The following is a 12,187-nucleotide window of genomic DNA, read 5'->3' as shown; positions in this document are numbered from 1 at the left end:
CTGTTGTTGTGACTAACGTGTTCGATCGTTTGATCGGCCAGCGAGCGGTGGCGGCAGACTTGTCGGCCGCGGCGCGGGCCGCTTTGTCGGTTTCGGCCCGGCTCGACGAACAAAATTCGGGCGCGGTCTCGATGTTCGGCTCCGACGCAGGTCAGATCGAGGAAAGTGTCGCGGCTCAGCGCGCTTCGATGACCCACGCGTGGTTGTTCACCGGTCCGCCGGGGACAGGTCGTTCGGTCGCGGCGACGTGTTTCGCAGCGGCGTTGCAGTGCCAGACTCCAGAAAATCTGGGCTGTGGGATATGTCGCTCTTGCGTGACTGTGATGAGTGGCACACATGCCGATGTTCGCCATGTTGTACCGCAGGGCTTGAGCCTTTCGGTTCTGGCCATCCGCGATATCGTGCAAACCGCCAGCCGACGACCCGGCACCGGCCGATGGCAGATCGTCATCGTCGAAGATGCCGACCGGCTGACCGAACAGGCCGCGAACGCGTTGCTCAAAGTTGTCGAAGAGCCGCCACCGCGCACCGTTTTCCTGCTGTGCGCCCCGTCGGTTGACCCGGAGGATATTTCGGTCACCTTGAAGTCGCGGTGCCGCCATATCGCGCTCACGACGGCGTCGGTGGCCGATATCGCCGATGTGCTGACGACCCACGATGGCATCGACGCCGAGGATGCGCACTGGGCGGCATCGGTATGCGGCGGGCATATCGGTCGGGCCCGACGCCTGGCGACTGATTCGTCAGCTCGAACTCAGCGGTTGGCCGCCTTGGGGCTGGCTCGAGCCGCGACCCGCGACTCGACGGCCTACGCGGCGGCGGAAGCGCTGGTCCGGTCGGCCGAAGAAGCAGCCAAGGCGATCAGCGCCGAACTAGACGAAGTGGAAACTGAAGAGCTCAAAACCGCACTTGGCGCCGGTGGCACCGGCAAAGGTGCCGCGCGAGCGCCGCGTGGGTCGGCGGGCGCCATCAAGGAGTTGGAGAAGCGGCAGAAGTCGCGCGCCACAAGGACATCGCGTGACGTACTTGACCGTGCGCTGGTGGATCTCGCGGCACTGTTCCGTGACGCGATGGTCACAGCGTCCGGCGCGCGGGTGCAGTCCATGCATCCGGACATGGTCGAGTCCACGACCGCCGGGATGGCCGACTTCGCCTCACCGGAGCAACTGCTGCAGTGTATCGAGGCAGTTCTGGAATGCCGAGAAGCGTTGGACCTCAACGTCAAACCCAAATTCGCGGTGGACGCGATGGTTGCGAAAATCGGCCAGGCGATGCGGAGTAAACGGCCAAGGTAGGGCCGCCGATGTCGACGGCCCCGCCTTAATTACGCGACTACCCGCTCCTTGTCGTCATCGGGGACGCGGATCGGCGCATACGTTGCGTATCCCGGTCGTCCGCGTCCAACGAACGCGCGAGCCCAATCGGCGAGTGCCTGCGTGCGATGTTTGAGGCCCGCGAGGTAGTAGAGATGTACGAGCAGCCAGGTCACCCACGCCAGCGGCCCAGTCATTTTGATGGTGTCGCGCACATCGGTAACCGCGCCCAGCCGGTTTAGCATCGCCATGCTGCCCTTGTCGAAATACCGAAACTCGGTGCCGCGCTGGTGCTTTCCGGTGATGGTGTCCGCCGCATGACGACCCTGCTGCATGGCGACCGGGCTCTGTCCGGGGTAGTCGTGCAACGCCGTCATGTCGCCGATGGCGAACACATTCGCGTATCCACCGACGGTCAGGTCGTTGTTGATCAGTAGCCTGCCCGCGCGATCGGTGGGGCAACCGCTCGTCGCGGCCAGTGCCGCCGCGAAATCGGCGGCGCGCATCCCCGCGGCCCAGACGACGGTGTCGGCATCCAATCGTGTTGGCGCACCGTCGTGTTCGATGGTCGCTCCGGTGGCGTCGAGTTCGGTGACCATCGCGCCGGTGATCACGGTGATACCGGCGTCGGTCAGCCGCTGACGTGCGTAGGCGCTGAGTTTGCCACCATAGGCGGGTAGAACGTCAGGAGCGCCGTCGACGAGGGTGATCTGAACGTCCTGATGGAAGTGCCGTTTTGCCAATTCGGCTATCTCACCGGCTGTTTCGACGCCGGTTGCCCCGGCGCCGACGATGACGAAGCTGGCCGCTCGATTTCGGGCGGCAGCATCTGCCGTCGTATCGGCGGCGATGACGAAACGCTCGTGGATGTGGTCGCGCAATGTCGTTGCGTCCGCGGCGGTCTTCAAAGCGAAAGTGTGCTCGGCGAACTCCGGTCGGCCGAAATACGCTTGTGCCGAACCGGTTGCCGCGATGAGCCAGTTGTATTCGATCGTGACGTCGTGGCCGTCTGTGGTGGCGAACAGTTTCTGCGCCGCAGCGTCCACCCCGGTCACCTGGGCTTTGAGGACCTCGACATCGGTTGGCACAGTGTCTTCGACCGCGGTGGCGATGATCTTAGGTTCCAGAATGCCGGTGGCGACTTGGTAGAGCAACGGCTGGAATAGGTAATGCGCGGTTTCGCTGACGACGAGCGCGCGGTATCCGCGCCGGGCGAGGCGGCGCGCCGCGGCAATACCGCCAAAGCCCGAACCGACGATCACAACGTCGGCGGTATGGGTGGTAGTCATCGGGGAATTCCTCTCTACGTCTGATCTCTCTGCGTCGGGTCTCTCATTAATCATCAACACACACACTGATGCAGATCTATCCCGAGGTAAAGCGCATAGTTTTCAACCCAGTTATCTCGATCCCTCATGAATCGCGATAACCTGGGCGGATGGAACTGAGGCAGTTGCGCTATTTCGTGGCCGTATGTGAGGAGCTGAGCTTCAGTCGAGCGGCAAGCCGTAACTATCTGTCGCAGTCGGCGATCAGTCATCAGATCGCACGGTTAGAAGCCGAATTGTCAGTCACCCTTTTCGATCGTTCGACGCGGCGAGTGGTACCGACCGACGCTGCCGATCGGCTGGCGCCGATCGCACGTCAAATGCTGGCCCTCGAAGAACTGGCCTTCGCCGCCGTGCAGCCGGACGGGCATCGAATTCGGTTGGCCGCCAACATGTCCTTCGCCAACCGGGCAATGGCCGCGATCGCGGTGATGCGGGACGCACACCCCGACGCGGAGGTTGATTTCATCATCCGCGATTTCGCCGCACGAGTCGCTTCGGTGCGATCTGGTGATGTCGATATCGCCCTGATTCGGGGATCATTGCCGGACTCGGAAGCCGGCGGTCGCACCAGGCTCGCCGTGCGGCGGTTATGGTCGGAGGATCTGGTGGTGGTGGTATCCGAGAAACACCCATTGGCGGATGGCAATTCTGTTGATCTGCAACAGCTTTCACGCTATCCGTTACTTCTGCCGTCCCTTGCTCAGCAGAGGTTATTGCGATCGGTGATCGACGACGCGTTCGTCGCCGCGGGGTTGCAGGTGAGATGGGGCGCGCCGATTGCGCCGGATCGCACGGCGGTGGCCGAGTTGGTGAACCATCCAGACGCGTGGACGGTGCTTTACGCGGGGGAGACGACACCCGGTGTACGCGCCTTGCCGATGTCGCCCGGAATGCTGCAGGTCGAGGTCAACGGCGTCGAGCGTGCCGACGAACCGACAAGTCCACTGTTAACCGAATTGGTGGAAGTGCTTGTGCGAGGGCCTGATTCGTAGGTCGAGAAACCTACTTGTCGTCGGCGTCGGCGCTGGTCTCCTCATCATCCTCTTTGAGCGGGTCGTAGCCGCCGGGTGCGCCCTCGAGGACGGTCAGTTCATTCTCGATCGCGGCCGAAACGGCCTTGACCTCGTCTTTGATCTTCTTTCCGAAGTTCGACATGCTGATCTCCTCGCCATCGATGGGTGTCTGTTCCACTATATGGAGTCATCAGCGGGCTGCCGAGCGATGGGTAGATGTCCAGGACCTGAGACAGCAAAAAGCCCCAGTCACTAAGTGACCGGGGCTTTCGACTGCTCTCGTTGCGTGAGCTTAGAGAACGGTCACGTTGGTGGCCTGAGGACCCTTCTGGCCCTGCTCGATGTCGAATTCCACTCGCTGTGCTTCTTCGAGGTTGCGGAATCCGCTTCCACCGATTGCAGAGTAGTGAACGAAGACGTCACCGGTGTTGCTGTCGTCGGGAGCGATGAAGCCGAAGCCCTTTTCGCCGTTGAACCACTTGACGGTTCCTTGTGCCATGTTGCTTTACTACTTCCTTCAGTGAGAGATCAGGTATAGATCCCGGAGTACAGTCTTTCACACTTTGTCGCCGGTGGCCCTATCGCGGTAGAAAAATTATGAGTCCGGGTAATGAAGTGCCGCCGGGAAGTGGCCCGAGTCGCCGAAAATGCCCAGCTAGACCCGCCGGTGTGGCTGGAACTTCTCACTGATCCATCTCGGCCTTCCCGTTGGGTTCACACTGAGTCTTAGTGGCGAACGCACCTACGAGATTGAGGATGAGGTCGTAGCGGACCGTGGAGATGCAATTGCTGCGGAAGCCAACCCGGAGGTTGTCGGAGCTGAGTGTCCAGAGGACGAGTATGTCGACTTGTGTGGAGCCGCCTAGGGGAGTCGAACCCCTGACCTATTCATTACGAGTGAATCGCTCTACCGACTGAGCTAAGGCGGCGTGCTGCCTCGCGACAGCGCTCACGAGTGTAGCGAGGCGGCACCCGGAATCCCAAACCGGGTGCGTAGGGTCTGGATCCTCGTATCGTGAAGGATATGGCCGCAAATAGTCCTGCACCGATCGATCCTGAAGAAGTCGAGCGCGTGATCGCGGTGCCGTGGCGCGTCGTCGGCAACTCAGTGCACGCCGACTTCCTGACCCGCGACATGGTCACCGGCGGGCAGTTCGTCGCACGAGTCATCGACGTTGCCGAGGAGCTCAACCATCACCCCGACATCGACTTGCGTTATGCCACCATCCATTTCGAGTTGAGCACGCATAGCGTCGGCACGCTGACCGCCCTCGATGTCGAATTGGCCGGCCAAATCTCGGCAATCGCAACGGAACTCGGCGCTGATCCGGCATAACCGCTGATACGACAAAGGCGCCGCCGGACGGGGCGGCGCCTCTGGAGTTGGAAGTGGCTACACGACGCCGTCGGCGCGTGCGGCATCGGCGACTGCGGCTGAAACAGCCGGTGCCACACGGGGATCGAGCGGACTCGGCACGATCTTGTCACGGGCGAGGTCGTCGGCGACGACCGACAGGATCGCTTCGGCCGCGGCGAGCTTCATATTCTCGGTGATCCGACGGGCGCCGGCGTCGAGTGCTCCGGCGAACACGCCGGGGAACGCGAGCACATTGTTGATCTGGTTCGGGAAGTCGCTACGGCCCGTCGCCACGACGGCGGCGTATTTCGCGGCGACGGTCGGGTGGATTTCGGGGTCGGGGTTACTCAGCGCGAAGACGATCGAATCGTCGTTCATCGAGGCGATGAGCTCTTCGCCGATGAGGCCGGCCGATACACCCAGGAAGACGTCGGCTCCGTTGAGGGCGTCCGCGGCGCCGCCCGAGAGTCCGCGCGGATTGGTGCGTGCGGCGAGGTCGGTCTTGACGGGGGTGAGGTCGGCGCGATCGGTGCTGACGATGCCTCGCGAGTCGAGGACCACGACATCGTCGATACCCGAAGCGAGCAGGATGTTAGTACATGCGACGCCAGCGGCTCCAGCGCCGGAGATGACGACCTTTAGTCCGGCCAGGTCACGGTCGAGTACACGCACCGCGCCCTTGAGGGCCGCGAGTACAACGATGGCCGTGCCGTGCTGATCGTCGTGCATAACCGGGCAGTCGAGCGCTTCGATGACCCGTTGCTCGATCTCGAAACATCGCGGCGCGGAGATGTCTTCCAGGTTCACCGCACCGAAGCTGGGGCGCAGTCGGATCAAGGTTTCGACGATCTCGTCGGGGTCCTGGGTGTCGAGTACCAAGGGAATCGAGTTGAGGCCGGCGAACGAACGGAACAGTGCCGCTTTGCCTTCCATCACCGGCAACGATGCGCGCGGTCCGATGTCGCCGAGCCCGAGGACGGCCGAACCGTCACTGACGACGGCCACCAGGCGGTCGGTCCAGGTGTACTTGTTGACCAACTCGGTCTCGGCCGCGATCGCACGTGAGACCTGAGCGACGCCCGGAGTGTAAGCGATCGACAAATCGCGCTGGGTGTCGATCGGCGCGCGCAACTCAACCGTCAACTTGCCGCCGACGTGTGCGTTGAACACTTCTTCGTCGGTGATGGGCAACGGAGTCTCGGCAGGCTGCGTGCTGGGATCATTCGCCGTGCTAGTCACGGTCACTCCTTAGTACAGACGGGTCGCGGGTCGATGCCACGAGTGTGACAGGCGCGATGGGCGGGCGCGTCGTTGCGCTACGAAAGCGGCCGCCGAACAAGCCGCACGGGTTGGTGCGTCACTTGCGATAGCGTCCTTCTTGCCGTCACCGTGATTCGGTTCACGAACCCTGGCACGTGGCGAGAACATGAAAAGTCTGCCACCCTTCGCATTTCCAAGGCAACAAGCAAGGATGCGACTTGTATCTATGTTGTGTACTTGATTAGAGTCGTACCTATGGGTAACGAACCGTCGGCGGCGACCAAGGTCTACGAGGTCGTCAAGGAACTCATCCTGACCAGCGAGATTCCCGGTGGAGACCTCATCAGCGAAGGTGATGTCGCCCGACGTTGCGAGGTCAGCCGAACCCCCGTACGTGAAGCATTCCTGCGACTGGAGACCGAGGGGTGGATGCGGCTCTACCCCAAGCGCGGTGCTCTCGTGCTGCCCGTCACCGAACGTGAGGCCGGTGATGTGCTCCGGGCGCGCTTGCTTTTGGAAGGCCATGCCGTCGCGCAGATCGTCGACCGGCCGGCGGTCAGGGCGGTATTGCTCGACGACTTGCGCGTGAATCTGGCCGAACATCGCAGCGTCGATGCGTCGGATATGGCCGCCTTCGCCCGTATCGACGCACAGTTCCATCAGCTCATCGTCACCGCGGGCGACAACCAGCTAATCGCAGGCTTTTTTGGCAGCCTAGGCGAACGGCACCGCCGGATGACCACGGCGAGCGTCCATCGCGATCCGGCCGTCATGGCCCGCATCTTCGACGACCACGCGGCTCTCATCGACGCCATCGACTCCGGTGATCCCACCGCATTCGACGCCGCGTTAGCCGCGCATCTGACGTCGGTCCACCAGGGGCCTTCGGTCTATGGCCAGGCGATTCGATGAGCGTCAACACTCAATCGCAGGCAGGAGATGCCATGACCACCCGCTACTCGGGCTACTGGGCCGCGGTGGCGGCAGCCCTATTCGCGAGTGCCTGGGGTGGAAACGAATTCACTCCGCTGTTGGTGATGTACCGCCAGACGTCGAATATGTCGGCCGTCGTCGTCGACGCCCTGTTGTTCACCTACGTGCTCGGAATCATCCCAACCCTGTTGATCGCGGGACCACTCTCGGATCGAGTCGGCCGCAAGAAGCTGATGATGCTCGCGCCGATCGCCGCCGCGCTGGGTTCGTTGATTCTCGCGGTCGGCGCGCATTCCGCGGGGCTACTTGCCGTTGGGCGGGTGTTCAGCGGTGTAGCCCTTGGGCTTTCTATGGCGGTGGGCGGTACGTGGATCAAGGAATTATCCGACCTCGATGGCTCGTCGGCGGGAGCCGGCGCACGCCGGGCCGCGATGAGTCTGACCGCGGGGTTCGGCATCGGTGCGGGCGTGGCCGGCGTTCTCGCGCAATGGGGACCGTGGCCGACGGCATTGCCGTATGCGATCAACGTCGCGATGGCCATAGTGGCGCTCCTTCTGCTGGTTCGGGTGCCCGAGACCCGGCATCCGGTTCGCTGCGACCGCCGCCGCCTGGCTGATGACTTCCGCATCCCATCGGTCACCAATGGTCGATTCCTGACCGTAGTACTGCTGGTCTCGCCCTGGGTGTTCGGCGCTTGCGCGGTCGCCTACGCCGTTATTCCGGCAGTGATGACGTCGCATACTGCCGGCGCTCCGATCGCCTTCGCTGCGCTGTGTTGCGTCGCTGGCCTGGCCGCGGGTTTCGGCATCCAATCAGTAGGCCGTCGGATCGATGATCCGACGGGCGTCCGGGGTGTCGTCGTGGCACTTGTCGTGCTGATGGTCGGCATGCTGTTGGCCGCTGCGGCCGCGAATGCACTGACGTTGTGGTTGGCGCTGGTCGCCGCCACTGTGCTGGGTTGTGGCTACGGAATGGCGATGATCTCGGGTCTGCTCGAAGTGCAGCGCATCGCCGGACCCGACGATCTCGCGGGCCTCACGGCGGTCTTCTATTCCGGCACGTATCTGGGCTTCGCGGCGCCGGCGGTGATGGCCTGGTTCGCCGCATCGTCGTGGGCGGTGACCTATCCATCGATGCTGGTCTTCGGAGCCGTCGCCGCGGTGGTCTGTCTGGCGGTATGCCTGCTCGGCCATCGGCGCTACCCGCCCGCGGTCATTCGCGAAGACTCATCCGCATAGTGACCGCGGGGTAAGGCTCAGTCTCGTCGGCCCACCGTGATGTAGCCAGGCACCGGCCACGTGTAGAGCGGTCGTTTGATCTTGTGCTGGAGCGCGTGATGGAAGTCGTCGAGCGCGGCGGCGCGATCAAAGAGATACGCGTGAGATTCGGCGGCTGTACCTGTGGCCTCGTCATAGGGTGACGATTGTGGCGTTTGTCAATGGTCCGGCCTGGAAAGCTAACCACGAGGCGGACCTGACTGCGGCGCATAGGCGCAGTTCAGTCGGCCGACCGCGCGGCAACTCACAGTCCACAATCTGGCGCGCGGTTGGTGCCCAGTAATCTCGGACGTTGGCGGGACAGTCGATTCGGGCTATCCGCGTCGAGAAGCCAAGGATTCCCTGGAGGTTGACCGAAGATGTTGCTCACCGCGTGGGTCGCCATCGTCACCGCGGTGCTGTTGGTGGTGCCCGGGGCGCTGGTGACACGTCGGATGGGGGTCGCTTGGCCGGTCGCGGTCGCGGCAGGCCCGCCGGTAACCTTCCTGATCGTCAGTCTCGCCACGGTCTTCTACGGGGCGGTGGGATTCGAGTGGAACCTTATTACCGCCGGAATTGCGCTGATCGTCGCGCTTGTCCTTGCGTGGGGGTATTCGCGCTTCCTCACCTCGAGGAGCGGACGCCGGCTAGTGACTTCTCCGGCATCCGATGACGATGAACCGCTGAGTCGCAGAGCCTGTTGGCGGTTGGTCGCGGGCGTAGGCCTCGGCGTGGTGATCATCGTGACGACGGCGGTGCGCCCCATCGTCACCACTGCATTCGGGGGACTCGACAATGTCTCGCAGGTATGGGATTCGCTGTGGCACGCGAGTTCACTGCGCTGGATTCACGAAACCGGCATCGGCTCCTCGCTGCGAATGGGCGAGTTGATGAATTACGACACCCACGGCTTCAACTTCTATCCTAATACCTGGCATGCGCTGGGGGCGTTGGTATTCCCGGTCACCGGAGCCAACCCGGTCGAGCTCTACAACACGTATTCGCCTGCCGTGCTTGCGATCACCGTGCCGCTTGGTGTCGCAAGCCTCGCCTATTGGTTTGCCCGGCATCGCTTTTCGACGTCGCAGTCGGCGACGATCGCCGCGATTGGAGCTGCCGTCGCCGGCTTGTTCCCGTCGTTGCCCTATGTGGAACTGGAACTGACCGCGGTGCCCAACGCCGTTGGAGTATCGATGGCGCCGATCGCGGCTGTGCTGGCAATTTCCGCGGTACGGGATCGGAGTCGCATTCTGCCTGCCGCCATCGCGATCGCGGGCGTCACCGCGACCCATCCGTCGGGCCTGGTCGTGATTGTCGCCATCGTCGGATTGTGGTGGCTCACACAGGCTTTGTGGCATCCGATCGGAACGTCGAGCAGTGCGTCTGCCTGGCGCGCACGCGCTACCGACTTCGGAACCCTGGCGGTTACCGGCGCTGCCGCGCTTGCGCTCTCCGCGCCGGTCATCTACGGCACGATCAAGATTGCCGGGAATAACGAACTGTCGGGTTTCGACTTCCGGGACGAAACGGCCACGTTGGTGGAGGCATTCAAACAGGCTCTGTTCAACTACACGATTCCCCTGACCCGGTTGGGTCCGGTGTGGATCCTGGTGCTGGCATCCATGATCGGCCTGGTTGTGTTGATCTGGCTGCGCTGCTGGGGCGGCCTGGCGGCCTGGCTGGTCTTTGTGCTGGTGGCCGCGAATTCCGTTGTCGCCCTTGGTCCGTTGTCCGATCCGCTCGGTGTGTTGGGCGGGTACTTCTACAACTCCGGGCACCGCCTGACTTTCGTGACGGCGATCTTCGCCGCCGCAGCTGCAGCGGTTGCCGTTGGCGCGGTGACGAATTGGCTGGCGAAGTTGTTGGCGTCGCGAAGTTCAGCGAGCACGGGTCGCAAACCGTTCGCACGGACAGCAGTTCCGGCCGTGTTCGCGATTGTGTTGGTCCTGATCGCGGGTGGAGCGGTACTTCGTTACCCGCCGAACGCGCAGCTCGCGTCCAAAGAGCGAGGGGATAAGTTCGTCGGTCCCGACGACCTGTCGGCCTATCATTGGCTGGCCGCGCAGCCGGATGCTCGAAAGTCGTTGATCCTCAACAATTTGGACCAGGGCACCGGGTGGATCTATCCGGTCACCGGCCTGACTCCGCTATTCCCGTTCTACCGGGCCAACGACTTCTCTCAGCGTCAGCGTGACCTGTACTGGGGTGTCGGCCAGATCGGAGCGGACCCGAAGATCGACGCGATCGTGCGAGATATGAAGGTGCGCTATGTCATTGACAGCCCGCCGAGTTATTGGTGGTTCCAGAACGGAATTCCCGACCCCGAGCATGGTCGGCAGGGTGACCCGTTCCGCGCCGTTCGAGTCGCCGGGGCGCCGGGGCTGAAGCCAGTCTTCCGCAAGGGAAATGTGACGGTCTACCGGGTGAGCGACGAGGTGTTGTCGCCACCCAGGTGATCTGGAGGGGTCTCGATACACCGCCCGACTCGCAAGCTCGTTGGGCGGCACTCGACCATCCGATACCGCTGATCGAGTGCCCGAGGAGCGTTAGCGACGAGGTGTATCGAGATCTGGTGCGTTGGTCTTTCGTCTCGCGGGGTCTCGATGCACCGTCCGACTCGCAAGCTCGGTGGGCGGCACTCGACCATCCGATACCGCTGATCGAGTGCCGAGGAGCGTTAGCGACGAGGTGTATCGAGATCGCCCTACGCGTCGGGGTATCCGTTAGGATTCGCCGATTGCCAGCGCCAGGTGTCGACGCACATGTCATCGATCGTCTTCGTTGCGCGCCAACCTAATTCGTCGTTGGCCCGGGTTGGATCGGCATACGACGCCGCGATGTCCCCGGCGCGACGCGGAGCGATCTCGTATGGGATCGGTTGCCCGCTGGCCCGTTCGAAGGCGTGAACTACCTCGAGTACCGATACTCCTTGTCCGGTACCGAGATTCCACACCGACAGCGACTGGTCGACGACACTGATCCGGTCCAGCGCGGCAACGTGACCAGCGGCCAGATCATCGACGTGGATATAGTCCCGCACCCCGGTGCCGTCCGGGGTGTCGTAGTCGTCGCCGAATATCGCGAGCTTGTCCCGCCGCCCGACGGCGACCTGTGCGACGAACGGCATGAGATTGTTGGGGATGCCGCTGGGATCCTCGCCGATCTGTCCGCTCGGATGTGCGCCCACCGGATTGAAGTAGCGCAATGCGGCTATGCGCCAAGCGGAGTCGCTGGCCGCGACGTCGGCGAGCACTTGCTCGATCATCACCTTGGTCCAGCCGTACGGGTTGGTCGCCGACGTCGGCAGGTCCTCGGTCATCGGCAGTCGCGGTTCTGGGCCATAAACCGTCGCCGACGACGAGAACACCAACTTGTGTACGCCGTGGCGTTCCATGGCGCGCAGCAACGAGAACGTGGTACCGAGGTTGTTGGCGTAGTAGTCCAGTGGTTTGGCGACCGACTCGCCAACCGCCTTGTATCCGGCGAAGTGGATGACGGCGTCAACCTGTTCGTTGGCGAATAGCTGCTCGGTCTTGTCCGCGTCGGCGAGGTCAAAGCTATGCATCGGAATCGACTGTCCGGCAAGATCTTCCAGCCTCGCCATGACCGTCGGCTTGGCATTGGAGAAGTCGTCCACCACGATCACGTCGTGGCCGGCCTCGACCAACTTGACTACGGTATGCGAGCCGATATACCCGGCTCCACCACTCACCAAGACGCGCAT

General features: G+C 62.9%; 11 protein-coding genes and 1 tRNA gene. 6 read left to right on the top strand and 6 right to left on the bottom strand.

Features of this window, described 5'->3' with window-relative positions; genetic code table 11:
• Nucleotides 1-8: 8 nt before the first annotated feature.
• Entirely contained in the window at nt 9-1,295 is a 1,287-nt protein-coding gene (locus tag AAFP29_RS07100; RefSeq protein WP_419216649.1) for a DNA polymerase III subunit delta', read from the top strand.
• A gap of 29 nt (nt 1,296-1,324) precedes the next feature.
• Here AAFP29_RS07100 and AAFP29_RS07095 read toward each other — a convergent pair whose 3' ends face one another.
• Nucleotides 1,325-2,602 (bottom strand): NAD(P)/FAD-dependent oxidoreductase, encoded by a 1,278-nt coding sequence (locus AAFP29_RS07095; RefSeq protein ID WP_419216648.1) that lies wholly within the window; start codon nt 2,600-2,602, stop codon nt 1,325-1,327.
• 149 nt (nt 2,603-2,751) lie between these two features.
• Here AAFP29_RS07095 and AAFP29_RS07090 point away from each other — a divergent pair, with 149 nt between their 5' ends.
• Nucleotides 2,752-3,636, top strand: a complete 885-nt coding sequence (locus AAFP29_RS07090) for a LysR family transcriptional regulator (protein ID WP_419216647.1) — start codon at nt 2,752-2,754, stop codon at nt 3,634-3,636.
• Nucleotides 3,637-3,646: 10 nt separating this feature from the next.
• Here the strand turns inward: AAFP29_RS07090 and AAFP29_RS07085 are convergent, their stop codons facing one another.
• The 3 genes from AAFP29_RS07085 to AAFP29_RS07075 all read right to left on the bottom strand — a co-directional run bounded on the left by AAFP29_RS07085 (nt 3,647) and on the right by AAFP29_RS07075 (nt 4,586).
• Nucleotides 3,647-3,799 (bottom strand): hypothetical protein, encoded by a 153-nt coding sequence (locus AAFP29_RS07085; RefSeq protein WP_419216646.1) that lies wholly within the window; start codon nt 3,797-3,799, stop codon nt 3,647-3,649.
• Nucleotides 3,800-3,949: 150 nt separating this feature from the next.
• Nucleotides 3,950-4,156, bottom strand: coding sequence for a cold-shock protein (locus AAFP29_RS07080; protein WP_419216645.1), 207 nt, complete (start codon nt 4,154-4,156; stop codon nt 3,950-3,952).
• A 354-nt stretch (nt 4,157-4,510) separates the two neighbouring features.
• Nucleotides 4,511-4,586 (bottom strand) — tRNA-Thr (locus AAFP29_RS07075).
• A gap of 95 nt (nt 4,587-4,681) precedes the next feature.
• Here AAFP29_RS07075 and AAFP29_RS07070 point away from each other — a divergent pair.
• Entirely contained in the window at nt 4,682-4,993 is a 312-nt protein-coding gene (locus AAFP29_RS07070; RefSeq protein ID WP_419216644.1) for a 4a-hydroxytetrahydrobiopterin dehydratase, read from the top strand.
• Nucleotides 4,994-5,050: 57 nt separating this feature from the next.
• Here the strand turns inward: AAFP29_RS07070 and AAFP29_RS07065 are convergent, their stop codons facing one another.
• A complete protein-coding gene (locus AAFP29_RS07065) occupies nt 5,051-6,259 on the bottom strand; it encodes an NAD(P)-dependent malic enzyme (RefSeq protein ID WP_419216643.1) in 1,209 nt (402 codons plus the stop codon).
• A 270-nt stretch (nt 6,260-6,529) separates the two neighbouring features.
• Here AAFP29_RS07065 and AAFP29_RS07060 point away from each other — a divergent pair, with 270 nt between their 5' ends.
• From AAFP29_RS07060 to AAFP29_RS07050, 3 genes are all read left to right on the top strand, one after another.
• Entirely contained in the window at nt 6,530-7,186 is a 657-nt protein-coding gene (locus AAFP29_RS07060; RefSeq protein WP_419216642.1) for a GntR family transcriptional regulator, read from the top strand.
• Between the two features lie 32 nt (nt 7,187-7,218).
• Nucleotides 7,219-8,445, top strand: coding sequence for an MFS transporter (locus AAFP29_RS07055; protein WP_419216641.1), 1,227 nt, complete (start codon nt 7,219-7,221; stop codon nt 8,443-8,445).
• A 398-nt stretch (nt 8,446-8,843) separates the two neighbouring features.
• Entirely contained in the window at nt 8,844-10,919 is a 2,076-nt protein-coding gene (locus tag AAFP29_RS07050) for a DUF6541 family protein (RefSeq protein ID WP_419216640.1), read from the top strand.
• Between the two features lie 248 nt (nt 10,920-11,167).
• Here the strand turns inward: AAFP29_RS07050 and galE are convergent, their stop codons facing one another.
• Complete coding sequence (galE, locus tag AAFP29_RS07045; protein ID WP_419216639.1) at nt 11,168-12,187, bottom strand: UDP-glucose 4-epimerase GalE; 1,020 nt, start codon at nt 12,185-12,187, stop codon at nt 11,168-11,170.

Origin of the sequence: Gordonia sp. CPCC 205333, assembly GCF_048537885.1 — a bacterium.
Lineage (GTDB): Bacteria > Actinomycetota > Actinomycetes > Mycobacteriales > Mycobacteriaceae > Gordonia.
Note: the sequence above shows the minus strand (reverse complement) of the source record. Positions and strands in the feature narration are given on the sequence as shown.